Source organism: Kitasatospora sp. NPDC008050 (assembly GCF_042957465.1).
Classification (GTDB): domain Bacteria; phylum Actinomycetota; class Actinomycetes; order Streptomycetales; family Streptomycetaceae; genus Kitasatospora.
On sequence record NZ_JBIBIJ010000013.1, the window covers coordinates 1 to 17997 of the forward strand.

Sequence of the window (17997 nt, forward strand, 5' to 3'; positions counted from 1 at the left end):
GTAACAGTGGTCACAATCGCCCTTCCGGACAGTCAGTGGCGATCAGGTACCGGTCGAAGGCGGCCAACAGGACACGGCCGACGCCGGAGAGCTCGTGCGGACCGGCGAACAGTGCCCCTGAGCGGCGGTAACGGCCCCGGCGGTGCCGAACCCCGCCCCGGGCAGACACACCACCCCAGGCACGGGCAGGCCCGCCAGAACCACCTCCACGGGGCCGGCCTCGACCAGGTGAGCGCCGGGTCCCACCCAGCACAACCGTCCGGCCCGGATACGGCAGCGGCCGGGACCGGGACCGGCCAAGGCATCGCCGAGCACGACCCGCACGGAGCCACCGTGACAGAGTCACAGGTAGCACGGCCCAGGCACCGGGCCGGTAGCGGCGCGCACCATCGCGGAGTTGAACCCCTGCGAGCCGGGCAGCCAGACGACACGCCCACCGAGCAACGTGCTCAGAAGCACGACAGCAAAGACCGACAGCCCCCACAGCCGCTCATCGACCACCAAGACCCCGGCGGCACCCTGGTTACAGACGCTGATCCCGCCAAGGAACACACAGCCATCATCAGCGAGGATCACATCAAGCCCAAACAACCCACGCACGCCACAGCACCCGAAGGCCCCATGGGCGACGGAGATCCTGGTCCTGGCCTGGGTGCGCGCTACCGGGCTGACGCACAGGAAACGCACCGTCCCCGTCCGTTGGGCATACTGATCACTCAGGTCGCACCGCCGTTCCGTCAGGGGGGAACATCACCATGCGCTCCAACCGACTCATTCACACTGCCGTGCTCTGCGCACTGCTCGCCACCGGCACCACAGCGTGCGCAGGCTCCACGGGCTCATCCGACAAGGCTGCGCCGGCCGCCTCCGTGGCTGCTGCCGTCTCGGGCTCCGCGTCTTCGGCTACGGTCTCGTCGGGTGCGAGTGCCTCGCCGAGCACGGACATCAGCACGATGTCCGCTGCCGAGATCGGTAAGCAGGAACATGCCGCGATGGCCGCGCTCACCTCCATGCGGATGGCCGGCAGCATCACGACCGGTGGCCAGAAGGTCACCCTTGACCTCACCGTCGACAATGCGAAGAACTGCACGGGCACGATCGCTCCGGATGGGCAGGGCAGCGTCAAGGTGATCCACAACAGCGCCGGCACCTGGATCCAGCCGGACGCCGCCTACTGGACGACCATGGCGGCGACGCAGGGGGACACGAAGGACGGGTCGGCGGCGGCCGAGCTGTTCAAGGGCCGCTACCTGACCAACAGCCAGGGCGACCCGAGCCTCAAGGGCCTGAGCGATATGTGCGACATGATCAAGAGCATTACGGGAGGTGACCTTGGGGACTCCAGTGGGATGGCCAAGGCCGGCACTGCCACGGTCGACGGCGTCCCCACCCAGGTCATCACGACACCCGACGACAGCGGCACCATCACCGTCTACGTCGCGTCGCAGGGTCCGGCCTACCTCGTACGCATGCAGTCCAATGGCTCGGAGCCCGGCCAGTTCGACCTCAGTGACTTCAACAAGCCCCTCGACATCCAGTCCCCGCCCGACGACCAGGTGATCGACTTCAGCACGTTCCAGCAGAAGGTGAAGTCCGTCTGATCAGTGGCATCCGATGGCCGACACGATCTGGTGTCGGCCACCGGAGCCCAGAACCTCGGCGGAGGAAAGACGAGCTGACGATGAGTCAGGTCCGCCCACAGTGTGGCGCGGGCTTCCGTGGCCCTGGACCCGCCATCCAGCCCGTGGACGTCACGACACACCACATCGGACACCTCGCGGCGAGCAGCCACACACCCACCGCGCCGACCACGTGCTCGGAGCCGGCAGCCCGGCCGTCCGGCACCGGTTCGGACGGCCGAGCCCGGTCACCCGGTCACGCTTCACGGCCGGTCTCGCCACCTTGATCGTCCTCCACACGATCCAGCCCTCCCATGACCGGCCCTTCGACAGCCGCCTCCCGGGCATCGACAACACCTACCGTCGCCACAACCAGCCTGCGCTGTTCACCGAACTCACACAGCACGTCGGCGGACAGCACTGCGACGAGCACGCGACCGAAGCCCTGAACATGCTCACCCGCATCAGCACCGTCACCGGCAAGGACCTGCTCGCCTTCGACCCGGAGGAGCTCACCGACTACACCCGGGCCCATCGGGACAACGGCCGCACAGTGACGGCCCTGCCCCTCGCCTACGACATCCCGCACACCGCCGGCGGTCCCAAACACTCGCCACCGACCCTGCGCGAGGCCCAGACCCGCGGCCAGCTCACCCCCGCCAAGCCGATCGACCGCCACCCGATCACCAACCGCGCGGCCCGCGACGTGCTCGCCCACTACACCGCCGAGCGATCCGCCGTCCTGGACTACGGCTCCCCGATCAACCACGCCCAGATACTGACCGACCTGTTCCCGGGCGACCCGCAACGCCACCACCCCGCGATCTCCTCGCTCAATCTGCCCAACGAGGTGGCCCAGGCACAGAAGCAACACGTTCGGATCCTGCCCGACAGGCGCCCACGCCGCACCACCCACGCCGTGTTCCTCGCCGTCCACTCCTTCTACCCGGACCTCCCGCAGTGGCCGATGGAGGACCCAGCCCGCTGGGCAGCACGGGCCGCTCCCTGCCCGATCAGCGAGGCCGACATCCGCAGCTACATCAAGAAGACCCGACACCGGCAGACGCGCATGCAGCAGCGCACCCGCACCCTGGTCCCCGTCCTGCCGCAGCTCGTCCGCGCCGCCGAGGCCCGGCTGCAGCGCACCACGCTGTTGCTGCAGGCGGCCCACGCCGCGACACCAGGAGAGGAGTTCACCGTCGAGGGCCCGCGCTATCGACGCACCGGCCGCGACGACAGCAACCGGCGTCCCACCACGCTGTTCCTCGCCCCCGTCGACGAGCCCGGGCACCGCTTCGATGCCGACGAGGAGAACAACACGTTCTGGACCTGGGCGAGTATCGAGGTCCTGCGACACACCGGGGCCAGGATCGAGGAACTGCTGGAGCTCACCCACCTGAGCCTGCGTCAGTACCAGGCGCCGACCGGTGAAACGGTGCCGCTGCTGCAGACCAGCCCGTCCAAGACCGACCGCGAGCACGTCATTCCCACCGACCCGGACCTCGTCGCTGTCCTTGCCCGGATCATTCACCGCATCAAGGGCACCGACGAGCCGGTACCGCCACTGACCCGGCACGACGGCTACGAGCGGGTCCTCGGCCCACCGATGCCCCACCTGTTCCAGTGCCCCTCCCAACACCGGCTGCAAGCCATCTCCGCCAGCCGGATCCGCGAACTCCTCACCGAACACACACTGCGGCCCGGCATCGTCGACGTCGACAGGACACCGCCGAGACTCACGCCACACGACTTTCACAGACTCTTCTCCACCGAAACGGTCAACGGCGGCCCACCGATCCACACCGCTGCAAAGCTCCTTGGCCGTCTCGATCTCAACACCACTCAGCCTTACGCCGCGGTCTGTTCGGCCTGACGGAGTAGGGCGGGGCCGGTGCCGTCCAGCTCGATCGTCACGAAAGTGGTCACCTCGGGCAGCAGTGATGCGCACGGGCGCCTCCTCGGTGCCAAGCGGTCGGAGCCACCACAACGGCGGGTTCGACCCGGCTGTCAGTTTGCCTCGGTGAGGCGGTCTCGTACCGGCAGAGATCACTAAATGCCCGATAGGACAGTTCTACCCGTGCTGCCTGGTCCGGCAGACTCCGTCATGATCAACTTGTCCTGATCGGTGAAGGCGAAGAGGCCCGAGGGCTGCGGCTGACCTGAGTCCAGCCCCTCTCTGACGCCCCCATGGCCGCCGTGGCGGGGGCGGGACCCCGACGAACGCCAAGGAAGCGGAAGCGGAAATGAACAAGATCAAGGCTGCCATTATCGCCACCACCATCGCTATGGGCGGGCTCGCCGCTGCTGCCCCCGCTCAGGCGGCCTCCACCTGTCAGATCATGGGCGCGCCCTACGAGTGCGACTCCATTGCGTCTGTGCGCCTTCCGAACGGGTCGATCCAGTGGTTCGTCGTCGGCACCGACCACGCAGTGTGGACGAACTGGACCCAGGTCGAAGGTGGTCTCCACGGATGGCAGTCCCTGGGCGGCATTGTCCAGGGCCCGATCAGCATCTGGGGGAAGAGCGCAGACGGCTGGAGTTTCTTCATCGGGGCTACGGGCACTGACGGCAAGCCCTGGGATCGCCAGCGTGCCGACGACGGGACCTGGACCCCCTGGTCCCCCTGGTCCTCCTGATCCACCTGGGTCCACGCATGCGCTGGACCGGACGGACGCCAGTACTGATCCACTCGCCGACCTGCCGGTAGCCGCTGTGAGTGCGTCCGGCATTCGGCCCGACGCACTCAACCCGGCACCCGGTCACATACTTGTCAACGGCCACTCAGTTCTGGCTCTGCCGCGAATTCCGTGAAAGCCGCCCGTCCAGCGGCGAGGTCAGGACAGGTGGCGGAAGCCTCGCAAGTCTGGGGCGAAGAGGTCCAGCGACGGGCCGTCGAGGGCGATGGCGGTGAGGCCGGTGACAAGGATCCTGCAGCTGCTTGACCTCAAGTCTGCTTGAGGTTCTACGTTCATTCTCACCAGTCAAGATCCCCAGATGGTGAGGGCACAACGATGGAGTACTCGCACAACGACACCGAACTGGTCAAGCAGCCGATCGGTTACTGGAGCTGGGCCGCTCACAAAGCAGTCGTCACCAACATCCGTACCGGGCTGGCACAGTTCGATGTCACCCAGCCCCAGTGGTGGGTTCTGAACCAGGTGGCGACCAGCGAGAGCGGCCGGACCCGCGAGGAAGTGACGAACGTCCTGAAGGGCTACCTCGACGTGGGAGCCGCGCTCGCGGAAGAGATCGACGTCCTCCTCGGCCGGGACCTGCTCGCGCTCGACACTGAGAACCGCCTTCGGCTGACCTCTGAGGGAGACACGGTCTACCGCCAGTGCGCAGAGCGCCAGACGGCCATGCGAAAGCAAGCCCACGACGGCATCTCCGATGAGGAGTACCTGATCACCCTCAAGGTACTGCAGCGGATGATCCACAACGTCGGAGGCGAGGCATGGCACCACTAGAGACGGTCGCCGGCGGGCCGCAGCGCAGGTGAAACCTGCCCCGTCCGTAGGAGGGGCAGCGCAGGGGCGTTCAACGCGAACCAGAGTGCCGCTGGCCCTCGGGGCAGCCCCGGGCCGCACGGCGCCCGGCACCAGAGCCCGGCCCCGGGCCCCGCTTGCTCCCGGTCGTCCCGGGGTGCGACCGAGAGACACGCGCCAAAGGGGCAACGCGGTCCGGTCCTGCGCTTCAACCCGGCACCGGGTGAGGCCATCAACCACCGCGGCGGCGCCCGGACCATGAGAGACGTCCTCCCTCTGCGGACGAGCCACCGCTGACCCCGCCAAGGCCGGTGACCTGCGCTTCTTTTCGGCGAACAGCACCAGCGCGGTGCCGTTGCGGGCGTGGGTTGGTGAGGCCAGGTCAGAGGGACGTCGTGGGGGGATGACCTGTGGCAGCACCTGAAGACAGCCGTGGAGCGCCGCAGCAGCCGCGAGCAGCATGAGGCCGACCTCGCGCAGGCCCTCGACGACCTCCTGTTCAGGGTCCGCACCGGCCAGGCCAGTGCCCGTGAGCGGCACCTCGCCACCCGCCAAGCGCCCGCCGCCCTCCCCCACGACCTGGCGACCTGGCGACCTGGCGACCTACGTGAGGGACGAGCGGTACCGAAGCCCGTTCACCGGCACCACCAACGACCCCGACCACCAGATCGTCCGCCAGTGGAAGTACACCATTGACGCGCCGGGCGGGATCGACGTCAACGCCGGCATCCCCGACGAGGGTGACGGCCGACCGGGCGGTCGGCGCATCCACGGCTCAGGAGCTGAAGCCGGCCGCGCAGCGGAGGTGAACAACGGGCCGGTGCAGCGCCGCCACGGCGCAGTGCCGCACCGGCCACCGTGGTTACCGCTCGATGCAGCCACGTATGAGGGAGCCGGGCGTGCAGCCGGCCGGGGTCTCGGGCTGCTGCTCACCGCCCGACCACTGCTGGCCCCCGGAGCCGTTCCACTCCCAGATCTGGAGGCTCTGCCCGTCGCTGAAATTGCTGAGAGGGACGTCCAGCACCTGGTTGGAGTTCAGGTTGAGCAAGCCGCGGGTGGTGAATCCCCAGGTCTGGGCGCCGCTGCCGTTGCAGGTCCAGATCTGCACCGGCGTGCCCAGGCTGGTCCCGGAGTTGGAGACGTCCAGACACTTCTTGGACTGCCGGTTGTACAGCCTGTCGTAGCTGCCGTCGGGGCTGGTGAAGATTACCCAGCGCTGCGAGGCAGTGCCGTTGCAGGTGTAGAGCTGAACGGGAGTGCCGTCCGCGGTACCGCCGTTACGGACGTCCAGGCACTTGCCGGATCCCCCGTTCACGATCTGACTCCCGTCGACCGCTTCAGCGGTGCCGGCGGTCAACAGACCCGTCGCGCCGAGCGCCGTCGCGGTGAGGACGGTAACGAGCGTGCGGCGAAGGGCCGTGCTCTTGATCATGCGGAATTCCTTGCGTTGCGATGCCGATGAGACCTGAGACAGGAACCGGCACCAGTCGGGTGGGACAACACCGCCCGCCGTTCGAAGTCGTCGGCCGGGCAAGCGATCGACAGCCAACCGCCCGGAGATCAACAGCCGATCAACACGACGCTGAGGCGCACCCTGCCGGTGGATTGAAGACGGCGAGGATGCGGGGGTGGTCCGGGTGCTCGGGTGGGGCGGGCAGAGCCGGGAGGCGGTCGGCGAGGGCGTTGACGGTCCTGCGGGTGATCGCGGGGTGTTCGAGCTGGGTCTCGGCCTCCCGCAGTCGGCCCTGCAATTCCTCGATCTGCGCGCGGAGGTCGTCGGCCAGGGCCTGCGCGGCGTCCTCTTGCAGGTCGAGTGCATCGAGAAGGGGTTGGACGCTCACGCGCTCACTGCCTGCGGGCCGCGCCAGGTGGACGTGTTCGCGCAGGTGAGGCGACGGGCCATGACCTGGGTCATGGCCCAGTAGACACGGGAGGCCGAGGAGGAGGGGCGGTGCTCGTAGTCGCGGACCAGGCGCCGGTGCCGCACGCTGGAGGTACCTGCCCGGGAAAGCAGTGCTGCTGATGGTGTACACGCCGACGCCATTCCCAAAGGAGTCGACCTCGTTGAAGACCCACACCTGGGAACCCCCACCGGAGTCACCGGAGCAACAGGGTCCGCACCTGCTCACCCTCGCAGGCATCGAGACCGGTGCCGTCGGAGTAGTTCCGGACAACTTTTGCGGTCCTGGCGGCCATTGGGGAACCCCTATTCAACCCTCAACTACAGCAGGCGAATTCACAAGAGCGACTGCGTGCCCGAAGCCAAGGACGACATACAGTCGGCCGCGGGGCACTGCGTCGCGCACGGTGCGGCCCCACGTACCGTGAGAATTATCCCCTCCCCCGCGCTCCTCACCCGCCCCCAACAACACCACCACACCCCACCCGAAACGGCCCAGGCCGCGGCAGCCGCCATGAGGGACGCCAGGTCGAGACCATCGGAGGTGACGACGCCGGCGTTCACGCACACGATGGCGAGCGCGGCGGTGGCGACGCCGGCGGCCAGCCAAGGCGCAGTAGCGGGCAGACGGTGGGCGAGGGGGATTTCGCCGGCTGACAGGATGTCGGCTCCAGCAGGGAACGTCTGGTCCGGTGAACCATCCGCGCCGGGTCCGCGTCCTCCCCCTCGACCCCCGCCACACCCCCAGGAGAACAGACCATGGCCGACAAGGACGTTGAGCAGACCAACGAGCGAGGCCATGTCCCGGGGCCCTGGTGGGCGGAGCTCGGGACGTGGGGGGCCATCGCACTGATCGTCTTCGGAGGAGTCGCGGCAGCATGGGTCTCTTTCAGGCTGCCCGGCACCCCGCAGGAACTGACCTCCGGCTACTACCAGGCCGCCAGGGTCATCGCTATCGGCCTGGTGACCGTGGGATGCACCTTGCTGGGCCGCCGCCGCGCCCGAGCCGCAGCCATCGAGGAGACGAGCGAACAGGAACATGTCTGACCCCACCGGTCGGTGCGCAACGCCAACGGCCGGCAGCCAGAGCGCAGCAGCGGCAGCGCAGCGACGGTGAGCCAACGAGACCGGCGGCACCGACCCGGACGGCGGCCAGCAGGCCACCCTGGCGCTCGGCACAGGACCGAGGCGCCACCCGGCCACCTCGACCGGGACGGCGCCGGAGGCACCCCCCAGGAAGCGCCTCAGGCGGCGACGGTCACCAAGCCGCACCCACCCGAACCCGAACACCGAACCCACCACCACCACACAAAGTCGCCAACGCCGGCCCGATCACCACCCGATCCCACGCCCCGACCAACCCAACAACAGGTCCAGACAACACGGCACCCAGAGCCAAAACACGCCCCACATCACCAACAGGTCACACGTCACTCGTCTGGGTGGTGAGCATCCGCCCCGCGCGAACATGCCAGCACCCCCACACGAAAGACCGATGGGATGGGGTCACCGCTCCGACTGTCGGGGCCGGAACACCACCCAGGAACGGGAGACCACGTGATCGTTCGCATCATGGGCGAAGGCCAAGTGAAGCTGGCCGACTCGCACTTCACCGAGCTGAACAAGCTCGACGACGAACTGCTGGCAGAGATGGAGGCCGGCGACGAAGAGGGCTTCCGGCGGAGCCTGGGAGAGCTCCTGGATGCAGTCCGCCGCCTGGGTGAGCCCCTGCCCGAGGACTCCCTGGAACCCTCCGAACTGATCCTCCCCGCGCCGGACGCCTCCCTCGACGAGGTCCGCGAGATGCTCACCGACGACGGCCTCATCCCCGGCTGACCCACCATCACCCACCGGTCCCGGACACCAACGCGTCCGGGACCGGACCCGCAGCACACCCCGCCATCAGGTCACGCTGTCCGAGCCTTCGCCGGGTAGACCTTCGCATGCAGCACCCAGACCGGGTCAGTCCCGGGGCCGCTGCGGCCCCGGCCGTGGCTGTGCCCGGGTGACCCAGCCGTAGGCGAGGCGGACCGCGAAACCCATCAGCATCATGCCGACCGACGCGATCAGGGCGACCACGTCGAGCGTGTTGCGGACCAGCGAGTCCCACAGGCCGATGCTCGACTCGAGGGCGGCGGTGTCAGCGTGCCGGGGGTCGTACACCACCGTCACCGTGTCACGGACCTGGACGGTCCCGGTGACATAGGCCAGTCGGGTCTCCACGGACGTCCCGTCGGACGTTGCGAACCGCACCCGGCAGTCGCAGTTTCCCGCGGGATTGTCCTGCGGCCCGCCCACCGGGGTGCACTCGGTGACAACCGCCCGGGTATGGACGCCGCGACTGCGCAGGACCGCGGTCACACCCATGTCGTGCGGTACCAGGTAGACCACACTGAGGACGAACAGCATCACCCCCAGGACGATCATCACCAGCGACCCGCGACGCACCCTCAGGCCATGGTCCGGCAGACTCTCCATCGTTCCCCCTGGTATCGGCGCAGCACCCCACCCGCGCCTACGCTAGCCGCACCCACGGACACCGCCCAGAACACCGCCCAGGACACCGCCCGGGACACCTGCGCCGACCGCAGGAGCGCACCGGCAGGAACGGCCCGAGGAACCGGGCGCCACCCAGCCGCAGACCCCCGCAAACCGATCGGTCATACCGCGGGCGCAACCGACAATGGGCCTGGCACGGACAGGGCCCTCGACGCCCTCGACACCCGTGGTGCTCGGGCGGCTCTGCGCGTTCGGCCTCAAGGCCCGGGCCCAATGGCTGCGCCGGCTCTGCCGGCCCCGGGCGGTGTCCCTCCTTCAGGTCCTGCCCCGGGTACGCACATACACCCTCGACGCGCCCGGCACCGCCTTGGAACACTTCGGCATCGCCAGGCCCGCCCGCACCGACCACCCGTGGATGGCCCGCTGCCCCGGCCGCCTCCACCGGTGAGCCACCACCGCCCCGCCCCGCACTCACTGCACACAGCGACACCTACCCCGGTCACAGGGAATGCCCTGCCCGCGGCCCTGAGGCGACCGAGTCAGGCAGGCCCGAAGCACCAGATCACGAGGCGCCGCGAGCCCGACAGCCGCCGTCCTCCCCCCGTGCTGTCACCAGTCGCGCGCCGCAACGCCGCCGACAGCAAGAGGCGCGCGCGCTGCACCTGTATCCGCACCGCTGCCCTCATCCGCGGCGTCACCCGGGCGCCGCCCAGGTCCTCGCGCTTCAGCCCGCAGGCCGAGAGGTCCTCTTCCGGAAGATGGACGCGGCCGAGCGCATAGTCCTGCCGGATGTCGCGCACGATGTTGGTCAGCTGCATCGCTTCACTCATCGGCCTTTGCCATCGTCCGTGCGAACCACCAGCCCTGGCTGCGCTGATCACCGTCGACCCACTGGCGCGGATCGCGTACGGATGATGGACTGGCAGGCAGCGTCGGCCGATTGGCGGCTGGCGCCGCCAACTTGTCCACAGATGAGGAGCGTTCATGGCCCGCCCGTTCCGTTTCGGCGTCAATCTGATCACCCCGGCGGCAAGTGACCAGTGGCGCAAGAAGTGCCGCATGGCCGAGACGCTCGGCTACGACGTGATCCTGGTCCCCGACCACCTGGGCATGCCCGCGCCGTTCCCCGCCCTGGTCGCCGCGGCCGAGGCCACCGAGCGGCCCCGGCTCGGCACGCTGGTGCTCGACTCGGGCTTCTGGAACCCGACGCTGCTCGCCCGCGAGGTCGCCACCACGGACCAGCTCACCGGCGGCCGGCTCGAACTGGGGCTCGGCACCGGCTACATGAGGGCGGAGCACGATGCGGCGGGCCTGCCCTTCGGCACGCCGGGCGAGCGCGTGACCCATCTCCAGCGCACGATCACGGAGTTGGACCGCCTGTACGCCTCGGACGACTTCACGCCGCAGCCACTGCAGCGGCCTCGCCCGCCGCTCCTGGTCGGCGGCAACGGCGACCGCGTCCTGAAACTGACCGCCCAGCACGCCGAGATCGCCGCTTTCTCGGGGGGACGCTCGGACACGGACGGCCAGGCGACCATGCTCACCGCCGCGCAGCTGGCGGAACGCGTCGCCGCGTACCAGGGCTTCGCCGCCGACCGCGCCGAGCCGGCCGAACTGAACCTCCTGATCTACATGGTCATGGTCACCAACGACCGCCGGGCCGCCCTGCAGCCGTCCCTCGCCAAACTCCCGCACCTCACCGAGGAGGAGGCGCTCGACCTGCCGACCCTCCTCTTCGGCACGGTCCGGCAGATGGCCGACCAGCTGCGCGCGCAGCGGGAGCGGTACGGATTCACCTACATCTCCGTGCTGGAGCCCGCCATGGAGTCCTTCGCTCCGGTCATCGAGGAGCTGCGCGGCGAGTGAGCGCCGCCGCGCACCGCCCGGCCGCCCCGAGACCGGGGCGGCTCAGGTGGCGTGGTCAGGTCATGCGCCGCCGCTGCTCGCGCTCCTCGAACCAGCTCTCCAGGTCCGCGTGCCAGCGGGCGGCGTTGCTCCCGTCCAACTGCCCGGCGAAGGCGCGGTAGGCCGCCGCCGCCAGCGCCTCCCGATCGCCCGCCTCGGCCTCGGAGATCGCCCACAGTGCCTGGGAGGTGTCGTCGTCGAGCCCGGTACAGGTGCGAGGCCCCCGTCCGGCCAGCACCTCCTCCAGCTCATGATGGAAGATCGCCCGCAACTGCTGGTCGCTCGGATGCCCGAAGCGCATGCCGCCCCCTTGTCTGCCCACTCCCGTCAGCTCGAAGGACACCACGCACCCGTCCACCGGTTCCACCGAAGCTGCCCGGGACGGAGCCGACGCCGTCGCTCGCCCCCCGCCCCGGCGCCTCGGGACCCGGCCGCCCTCCCCCGCTCGCGGCCGGGCGGGTGACTGCCAGGGCCGTACGGGTGATGATCGCGCCGTCCGACGGGCCGTCAGGGGCCGGTGCTTTGCCATGCTGACGTCGCACGTCGGCAGGCAACAGCTCCAGCAGGTAACAGCTAAGGAACGCGGACATGGCGGATCTGGGCACGGCGGACGCTGCCGCACCCTTCGATGCACTGGGGCTGGACTACGAGAAGGCCTACGGTCATCTGCCCGAGCAGCTGGCGGCGTTGGAGTGGCTGGCCGGCCGGCTGCCCGTGGGCGCCCGGGTGCTGGACATCGGCTCGGGCACCGGACGACCGGTCGCGCAGCGGCTGGTCGACGCCGGGTTCGAGGTGACCGGGATCGACGTGTCGGCGACCATGGTCGATCTCGCCCGGCAACAGGTGCCGGGCGCGCGCTTCGAGTTGCAGGACGTGCGGTCCTTCGACGCGCCGCAGGGCGCCCTGGACGCGGTGTGTGCGTTCTTCCCCCTGCTGCAGATGCCCCGCGCCGACCTGGACGCCACGCTGGAGCGGATCTTCGGCTGGCTGGCCCCCGGCGGCTACTTCGTCATGTGCACCGTGCCGGGCGACCTGGTCGATCTGGAGATGGTGTGGCTGGGGCAGCCGATCCGCGTCACCAGCTACACCGCCGAGCAGTACCGCCGCCGCCTCGACACGTACGGCTTCGAGGTGCTCCACCACGCGACGACGGTGTTCGTGCCGAACAGCGAGCTGGGCGAGGACGAGGAGCACCTGTTCTGCTACGCCCGCAGGCCCGGCGACCTTTCGGGGCGATCATGGTCCACGGCGATCGGCCGCACTGCCAGCTCGCCACGCTGACCGAACCCCCGTCGAGCTGGACGTCGGAGGCGCCCGGAACGGTTGAGGGGGAGGGTGCGGCGGCTGCCGCCCAGGTGGCCGGCGAGCATGAGGCGAGGCGAACGTTAGAGCCTCTCACTTTTCCTATTGCCCATCAGAATCGCTTGGTTATATGGTCTAGCAGTAGCGAGAGACGATAACCCGCGATTGCCGGACCGGTCACCGAACGAGGAGAAGAACGTGGTCACCACCAACCCGCCCACCTCGCCCAAGCCGCAGGCCCCGAGCCCGACCCCGGGCCCGACCCCGACCAGCGCCGCACGGTCCCCCCGCAGCCGGGCCCGGCTGCGCCGTGCGCTGCTGGCGATCCCGCTGGCCGCCGCCGGGCTGCTGGGCGCCACCGCCACCCCTGCACCGGCGCAGGCCGCCACCGGCCACGTCGCCGGTGCGCCACAGCCGCTGACCTGCCTGGGCCAGGGCATCGACCCCGCCGCCCAACTCCACTACCAGGCCGAGACCTTCATCAAGGCGCCGCTGAGCACCGTCTGGAACCTGCACACCGACGTGGCCGGGTGGCCGTCCTGGCAGACCGCCGTCACCAGCATGAACAGGCTGGACCCGGGCCCGCTGCGGAAGGGCTCGCAGTTCCGGTGGACCACACCCGCGCCGGCCACGGCCACCACCCCCGCCACCACCCTGGTCATCACCTCCACCGTGCAGCAGATCAGGCCCGACCGGTGCATCCGCTGGACCGGGCCCGCCATCGGTGAAGGGCTGCGCATCGACCGAGGCGTCCACGTCTGGAACTTCGCCAAGGTGCGGGGCGGTGTCCTGGTCCGCACCGAGGAGAGCTGGACCGGCCGTCAGATCGACGCCGACCCGGCCACCGCCGCCAAGTACCTCTACCCCGGTCTCGACGCCTGGCTGGCCGACCTCAAGGCCGCCGCCGAAGCCCGCCGCTGACCCGGCGCAGCACGCACAGCAGGGACCGGGGGGTGGTGCTGACTACACCTCAGAGACGGGGGTTGGCCCAGTGGTTCGTGATCGTCCCAGCGTGCGAGGATCCCTGCGGGTCGCGGTTCGGCCGGGGCCGTCAGGTGCTGTTCGTCCAGGAGGAAACGTGTTCGATCGAAGGACGTCGCGGTCCACCGGGTTGGCGGTGACGGGCGCCGTGGTGCTCGCTCTTGCCGGCGTGGGCCCCGCCGCGGCCGCGGCGCCGGCGCCGGTTCGAGCGGCGGCGCCGGTGCCCGCGCGGTATGCCGAGCAGCAGTTGGCCTGGCAGCCGTGTGCGCAGGCGCCCTCGCTGGAGTGTGCGGCGATGACCGTTCCGATGGACTGGCACCATCCGGACGGCGGCCGGGACATCACCGTGGAGGTGTCGCGCCATCAGGCCACCGATCCCGCCCAGCGGCGCGGGGTGCTGATGATGGCGGCCGGCGGACCGGGGGGAAGCGGGCTGACCAGGCCCGCACAGTTCGTCCGGTACTCGGGCGCGGTGGCGGCGGCGTACGACGTGGTCGGCTTCGACCAGCGCGGGGTGGGGCAGAGCACACCGGCGCGGTGTCAGAGCGACGCCGAGTTCCAGGACTTCTTCGCGGGCGACTTCCGTGACCGCAGCCCGGCGGCGGTCCAAGGGGTGCTGGACCGCTCGCGGCAGCTGGCCACCGGGTGCCTCCAGCAGACCGGTGACCTGCTGCCCTATCTGAACACCGATCAGACGGTCCACGACATGGACCTGTTCCGGTCCCTGCTCGGCGCACCGAAGATCTCCTACTACGGCCCGTCCTACGCCACCATGATCGGCGCCTACTACGCGACCGAGTTCCCGCAGCGGGTCGAACGGGTGGTGCTCGACAGCAACATCGAGTTCACCAGCAGCTGGCAGACCGACCTGGCCTGGGAGCCGATGAGTTTCCAGCGCCGGTTCGAGCAGGACTTCCTGCCCTGGGTCGCGCAGTACGACTCCGTCTACCACCTGGGCGCGACCACGGCCGAGGCGAAGGCCACCTGGGAACGGCTGCGCCAGTCACTGACGGATCATCCGGTGACCATCGGATCGGCGGTGATCGCACCCAATCAGCTCGACAACGGCGCGATCCTGGCGATGTACAACGCCGGCCAGGGCTTCGAGCCGCTCGCGACCGCGCTGGCGGCCCTGGAGCACTGGGCCGACGCCACCCCCGCCGAGCGGCAGACGGTCTCCCAGGTCTTCCTCTCCTATCTCAGCCCGGGCTTCACCGCCGAGTTCTTCGCCGTCACCTGCAACGACACCCCCTGGACCCGCAGCGAGCGCTACTGGGTGCGGCGCAGCGGACAGGACGCCGCGGCCTACCCGTTGATGGGCGCCCGGGAGCTGGCCTTCGCCACGGTGTGCGCCGACTGGCCCGTCGCGCCGGCCCCGCACATCAAGGTCACCGGAGCCGGGCTGCCGACCGTCCTGATGCTGAACTCGGTCCACGATCCGGCCACCGCCTACGAGGGCGCGGTACAGGCCCACCAGCAGCTGCGGGGCTCCCGCTTGGTCACGGTCACCGGCGGCGGTGACCACGTGCAGTACCAGAACCACAACGCCTGCGTGGACGCCATCGTCGACCGCTACCTGCTGACCGGCACGGCCCCCGCCCACGACACCAGCTGCGCGGCGAACCCCCTCCCCGTCCCGCCTGCGGCCGCCGGCACCGCAACCGGCTGAACGGGCTGAACGGGCTGAACGGGCTGAACGGGCTGAACGGGCTGACGGTGGCAGGAGCGTGGATGAACTGCGAGGCCCGCCGGGAGGGTTCACCACCGGCGAGCCGAGGCCCCGCCTATAGTGAGCGCCATGCCCGACCCGCGCCCCACCTCGGCCTTCCACGCGGCCAACACCGACCCCGCGGTCACCGACCGGCTGGTCGCCGCGCTGGACGCCCAGGCCGCCAACCCCGGCGTGCGCCGACTGCGCGAATGGGCGCACACGCGCCTCGCCGCGCGCCCCGGGGAGCGGGCACTGGACGTGGGCTCCGGCACCGGCTCGGAGACCCGGGTCCTCGCTGCGGCGCTCGCCCCCGGCGGCGCCGCGATCGGCCTCGAACCGAACCCCGGCCTGCGCGCCCTCGCCGAGCAGCGCGCCGCCGACGCCGACAGCCCGGCCCGGTTCCTGGACGGCGACGCGCTCGCGCTGCCGCTGCCCGACGCCGACCTGGACGTGGTCTGGTGCGAGCGCGTCCTGCAGCACCTCACCGATCCGGCGCGGGCCGTCGCCGAGTTCGCCCGGGTACTGCGCCCGGGCGGCCGGGTCGCCCTGCTCGACACCGACTGGGCCACCTTCATCCTCCACCCCGCCGCCCCGGAGATCCGCCCCGCGCTGGCCGCCGTCACCCAGGCCACCGCCGCCACCCCCGATGCCGGACGCCGCCTGGCGGGCTGGCTGGCCGAGGCGGGGCTGACCGTCGACGAGCTCGGCTCCGACGTCCTCCTGCACGACCCCCACACCGTCAGCTGGCCCATCGTCCGCGGGCTCGGCACGGCGGCCCTCGGGCGGAACCTGATCACCGAGGAACAGCGCGACCGGCTCCACACCGACCTCACGGCCGCCGCCGAACAGGGCGCCTTCCACCTGTCGGTGACGATGTTCGCCGTCATCGCCCACCGGCCCCGCTGAGGGTCAGTGGTCGGATGCGGTCAACGAGCGCGGCCGCGGTCACCCAAACGCGTTCGGCCAACTCCTGCCCGCCGCGCCCTCCATGAGCCGGCCATCACGCCGCCCGGCACTAGCATGTGTGCCATGCCGGACGCATCGCCTCGCCTGGAGCCGTTCACCCCGCAGACCGCGCCCGCAGCGCTCGAAGACCTTCGCGCACGGCTGCGCGCGACACGCTGGCCGGATGCGCCCGAGGACGCCGGGTGGTCGCTCGGGACCGACATCGCCTACCTTCGCGAGCTCGTCGCCTACTGGGCGGACGGGTTCGACTGGTCGGCGCAGGAGAAGGCGCTTGCCAGGCTGCCCCGCTTCCGCGCCCGGCTCGGCGGCGGGCTCGGGATCCACTTCGTGCACGCCCGGGCGGTCGCGCCCACCGGCCCGGTCCTGCCGCTGGTCCTCAGCCACGGTTGGCCGGACTCGTTCTGGCGCTACTCGAAGGCCATCCCGCTGCTGACCGATCCCGGCTCGCACGGCGCCGACCCTGCCGACGCGTTCGACGTAGTCGTGCCCGACGTGCCGGGCTTCGGGTACTCCGACCGCCCCACCGGCCCGCCGCTCGACTCCATCGCCGTCGCCCGCCTGTGGGCCGAGCTCATAGACGTCCTCGGCCACCCGCGGTTCGGTGCCGCGGGCGGGGACATCGGCAGCCATGTGAGCCGCTACCTGGCGCTCGACCACCCCGACCGGGTCGTGGCCGTCCACCGCACGGACGGGGGCCTGCCCGTCTTCAGCGGCGACCCGGCCGATCTCGCGCCCGAGGAGCGCGCCTGGTTCGCGGAGGTCGCGGCCTGGGGTGCGGGCGAGGGCGCCTACGCTGCCATGCACCGCACGAAGCCGCAGACCGCCGCCGTCGGGCTCACCGACTCGCCGGCCGGGCTCGCCGCGTGGATCGTCGAGAAGCTCCAGGCGTGGAGTGACTGCGACGGTGACATCGAACGGAGCTTCAGCAAGGACGAGATCCTGACGAACGTCACGCTCTACTGGCTCACGGGGACGATCGGCTCGTCGATGCGCATGTACCACGCGAACGCCGCGATCCCGCCCGAGCAGCTGGCCCGCCGGGTGGAGGTGCCGTCCGGTTTCTCGCTCTTCCACGGCGACGTCGTCCGCCCGCCGCGGGCGTGGCTCGAGCGCACGACGAACCTCGTGCACCTGAACGAGCCCGCACGCGGCGGGCACTTCGCAGCGTTCGAGGAACCCGAGCTGTACGCGGAGGAACTGCGCACGTTCTTCCGCCCGTACCGGGCGGCGGCGACGGGCTGAGGACGGCGCCGCCCACGGTAGGGCTCGGGATGGACCGGCTAGCCGGTCGGCAGGCAGATCGCCTGGGACTGGAAGATGCGTGCCTCGGTCGACGTGTTGTTCATCGAGACGATCCAGGTCCCTTGAACCGCATGGGACGTCACCACGGAGAGACCGCTGGAGCTGGTACTCCGGAACTGGAAGCCGCCGCCGATGAGCACCGTCCCGGTCGGACACCCTGCGATGGCGTACCCGTTACCGCCGGGAGGGACCGTAGTGAAGGCGCTGAGCACCGTGATGGGGGCCTTCACCACTCCGGACGGACCCGTGGGACCCTGCGGGCCGGTCGGGCCGGTGTGCCCCGGCGCACCGTCCGTCCCGCTGGGGCCCACCGACCCCTGCGGACCG

General features: G+C 70.3%; 18 protein-coding genes and 2 pseudogenes. 12 read left to right on the plus strand and 8 right to left on the minus strand.

What is annotated here, in order from left to right:
- Window positions 1-342 precede the first annotated feature (342 nt).
- The gene (locus ACFZB9_RS24320; protein WP_391450382.1) at window positions 343-600 is read right to left on the minus strand and encodes a hypothetical protein; all 258 of its coding nucleotides are present in this window, start codon (window positions 598-600) and stop codon (window positions 343-345) included.
- A gap of 155 nt (window positions 601-755) precedes the next feature.
- On the opposite strand from ACFZB9_RS24320, the gene ACFZB9_RS24325 reads away from it, so the two are divergent.
- The 4 genes from ACFZB9_RS24325 to ACFZB9_RS24340 all read left to right on the plus strand — a co-directional run bounded on the left by ACFZB9_RS24325 (window position 756) and on the right by ACFZB9_RS24340 (window position 5086).
- Entirely contained in the window at window positions 756-1601 is an 846-nt protein-coding gene (locus tag ACFZB9_RS24325) for a hypothetical protein (RefSeq protein WP_391450384.1), read from the plus strand.
- Window positions 1602-1902: 301 nt separating this feature from the next.
- Window positions 1903-3492 (plus strand): tyrosine-type recombinase/integrase, encoded by a 1590-nt coding sequence (locus ACFZB9_RS24330; RefSeq protein ID WP_391450385.1) that lies wholly within the window; start codon window positions 1903-1905, stop codon window positions 3490-3492.
- Between the two features lie 370 nt (window positions 3493-3862).
- Window positions 3863-4255, plus strand: coding sequence for a hypothetical protein (locus ACFZB9_RS24335; protein WP_391450387.1), 393 nt, complete (start codon window positions 3863-3865; stop codon window positions 4253-4255).
- A 375-nt stretch (window positions 4256-4630) separates the two neighbouring features.
- Entirely contained in the window at window positions 4631-5086 is a 456-nt protein-coding gene (locus ACFZB9_RS24340) for a MarR family transcriptional regulator (protein ID WP_391450389.1), read from the plus strand.
- Between the two features lie 880 nt (window positions 5087-5966).
- Here the strand turns inward: ACFZB9_RS24340 and ACFZB9_RS24345 are convergent.
- The 3 genes and pseudogenes from ACFZB9_RS24345 to ACFZB9_RS24355 all read right to left on the minus strand — a co-directional run.
- Window positions 5967-6536, minus strand: a complete 570-nt coding sequence (locus ACFZB9_RS24345) for an RICIN domain-containing protein (RefSeq protein WP_391450391.1) — start codon at window positions 6534-6536, stop codon at window positions 5967-5969.
- A gap of 139 nt (window positions 6537-6675) precedes the next feature.
- Entirely contained in the window at window positions 6676-6945 is a 270-nt protein-coding gene (locus ACFZB9_RS24350; RefSeq protein ID WP_391450393.1) for a hypothetical protein, read from the minus strand.
- Window positions 6942-7091, minus strand: a pseudogene (locus ACFZB9_RS24355) (IS5/IS1182 family transposase); the annotation flags it as partial. The gene ACFZB9_RS24350 and the pseudogene ACFZB9_RS24355, both read right to left, overlap by 4 nt.
- Before the next feature lie 672 nt (window positions 7092-7763).
- Between ACFZB9_RS24355 and ACFZB9_RS24360 the strand changes: the two are divergent.
- Both ACFZB9_RS24360 and ACFZB9_RS24365 read left to right on the plus strand, forming a co-directional pair.
- Window positions 7764-8051 (plus strand): hypothetical protein, encoded by a 288-nt coding sequence (locus ACFZB9_RS24360; protein WP_391450395.1) that lies wholly within the window; start codon window positions 7764-7766, stop codon window positions 8049-8051.
- Window positions 8052-8561: 510 nt separating this feature from the next.
- A complete protein-coding gene (locus tag ACFZB9_RS24365) occupies window positions 8562-8840 on the plus strand; it encodes a hypothetical protein (RefSeq protein WP_391450397.1) in 279 nt (92 codons plus the stop codon).
- 126 nt (window positions 8841-8966) lie between these two features.
- Here ACFZB9_RS24365 and ACFZB9_RS24370 read toward each other — a convergent pair whose 3' ends face one another.
- Both ACFZB9_RS24370 and ACFZB9_RS24375 read right to left on the minus strand, forming a co-directional pair.
- Entirely contained in the window at window positions 8967-9482 is a 516-nt protein-coding gene (locus ACFZB9_RS24370) for a DUF3592 domain-containing protein (RefSeq protein ID WP_391450399.1), read from the minus strand.
- A gap of 560 nt (window positions 9483-10042) precedes the next feature.
- A complete protein-coding gene (locus tag ACFZB9_RS24375) occupies window positions 10043-10564 on the minus strand; it encodes a squalene/phytoene synthase family protein (RefSeq protein ID WP_391450401.1) in 522 nt (173 codons plus the stop codon).
- Between ACFZB9_RS24375 and ACFZB9_RS24380 the strand changes: the two genes are divergently transcribed.
- The gene (locus ACFZB9_RS24380; protein WP_391450403.1) at window positions 10488-11369 is read left to right on the plus strand and encodes an LLM class F420-dependent oxidoreductase; all 882 of its coding nucleotides are present in this window, start codon (window positions 10488-10490) and stop codon (window positions 11367-11369) included. The genes ACFZB9_RS24375 and ACFZB9_RS24380 overlap by 77 nt on opposite strands.
- A 55-nt stretch (window positions 11370-11424) precedes the next feature.
- Here the strand turns inward: ACFZB9_RS24380 and ACFZB9_RS24385 are convergent, their stop codons facing one another.
- Window positions 11425-11709 carry a hypothetical protein gene (locus ACFZB9_RS24385; RefSeq protein ID WP_391450404.1) on the minus strand — a complete coding sequence of 95 codons (285 nt, stop codon included), beginning with the start codon at window positions 11707-11709 and terminating at the stop codon, window positions 11425-11427.
- Window positions 11710-11996: 287 nt separating this feature from the next.
- On the opposite strand from ACFZB9_RS24385, the gene ACFZB9_RS24390 reads away from it, so the two are divergent.
- The 5 genes from ACFZB9_RS24390 (at window position 11997) to ACFZB9_RS24410 (ending at window position 17610) form a co-directional block, all read left to right on the plus strand.
- Window positions 11997-12689 carry a class I SAM-dependent methyltransferase gene (locus tag ACFZB9_RS24390; RefSeq protein WP_391450406.1) on the plus strand — a complete coding sequence of 231 codons (693 nt, stop codon included), beginning with the start codon at window positions 11997-11999 and terminating at the stop codon, window positions 12687-12689.
- A 324-nt stretch (window positions 12690-13013) separates the two neighbouring features.
- Window positions 13014-13631, plus strand: coding sequence for an SRPBCC family protein (locus ACFZB9_RS24395; protein WP_391450570.1), 618 nt, complete (start codon window positions 13014-13016; stop codon window positions 13629-13631).
- Window positions 13632-13788: 157 nt separating this feature from the next.
- Window positions 13789-15360 (plus strand): alpha/beta hydrolase, encoded by a 1572-nt coding sequence (locus ACFZB9_RS24400; protein WP_391450408.1) that lies wholly within the window; start codon window positions 13789-13791, stop codon window positions 15358-15360.
- A gap of 129 nt (window positions 15361-15489) precedes the next feature.
- Window positions 15490-16308, plus strand: a complete 819-nt coding sequence (locus ACFZB9_RS24405) for a methyltransferase domain-containing protein (protein WP_391450409.1) — start codon at window positions 15490-15492, stop codon at window positions 16306-16308.
- Window positions 16309-16431: 123 nt separating this feature from the next.
- Window positions 16432-17610: an epoxide hydrolase family protein gene (locus ACFZB9_RS24410; protein ID WP_391450411.1), complete on the plus strand. Its 1179-nt coding sequence runs from the start codon at window positions 16432-16434 to the stop codon at window positions 17608-17610.
- Window positions 17611-17648: 38 nt separating this feature from the next.
- On the opposite strand, the pseudogene ACFZB9_RS24415 reads toward ACFZB9_RS24410, so the two are convergent.
- Window positions 17649-17997: pseudogene (locus tag ACFZB9_RS24415) on the minus strand (hypothetical protein); the annotation flags it as partial.

What these genes read in the sequence shown, in the direction of transcription:
- ACFZB9_RS24325 (WP_391450384.1), top strand. Translation starts at nt 756, where the DNA reads ATGCGCTCCAACCGACTCATTCACACTGCCGTGCTCTGCGCACTGCTC.
- ACFZB9_RS24335 (WP_391450387.1), top strand. Translation starts at nt 3,863, where the DNA reads ATGAACAAGATCAAGGCTGCCATTATCGCCACCACCATCGCTATGGGC.
- ACFZB9_RS24340 (WP_391450389.1), top strand. Translation starts at nt 4,631, where the DNA reads ATGGAGTACTCGCACAACGACACCGAACTGGTCAAGCAGCCGATCGGT.
- ACFZB9_RS24345 (WP_391450391.1), bottom strand. Translation starts at nt 6,536, where the DNA reads ATGATCAAGAGCACGGCCCTTCGCCGCACGCTCGTTACCGTCCTCACC.
- ACFZB9_RS24360 (WP_391450395.1), top strand. Translation starts at nt 7,764, where the DNA reads ATGGCCGACAAGGACGTTGAGCAGACCAACGAGCGAGGCCATGTCCCG.
- ACFZB9_RS24370 (WP_391450399.1), bottom strand. Translation starts at nt 9,482, where the DNA reads ATGGAGAGTCTGCCGGACCATGGCCTGAGGGTGCGTCGCGGGTCGCTG.
- ACFZB9_RS24380 (WP_391450403.1), top strand. Translation starts at nt 10,488, where the DNA reads ATGGCCCGCCCGTTCCGTTTCGGCGTCAATCTGATCACCCCGGCGGCA.
- ACFZB9_RS24375 (WP_391450401.1), bottom strand. Translation starts at nt 10,564, where the DNA reads ATGCGGCACTTCTTGCGCCACTGGTCACTTGCCGCCGGGGTGATCAGA.
- ACFZB9_RS24385 (WP_391450404.1), bottom strand. Translation starts at nt 11,709, where the DNA reads ATGCGCTTCGGGCATCCGAGCGACCAGCAGTTGCGGGCGATCTTCCAT.
- ACFZB9_RS24390 (WP_391450406.1), top strand. Translation starts at nt 11,997, where the DNA reads ATGGCGGATCTGGGCACGGCGGACGCTGCCGCACCCTTCGATGCACTG.
- ACFZB9_RS24405 (WP_391450409.1), top strand. Translation starts at nt 15,490, where the DNA reads ATGCCCGACCCGCGCCCCACCTCGGCCTTCCACGCGGCCAACACCGAC.
- ACFZB9_RS24410 (WP_391450411.1), top strand. Translation starts at nt 16,432, where the DNA reads ATGCCGGACGCATCGCCTCGCCTGGAGCCGTTCACCCCGCAGACCGCG.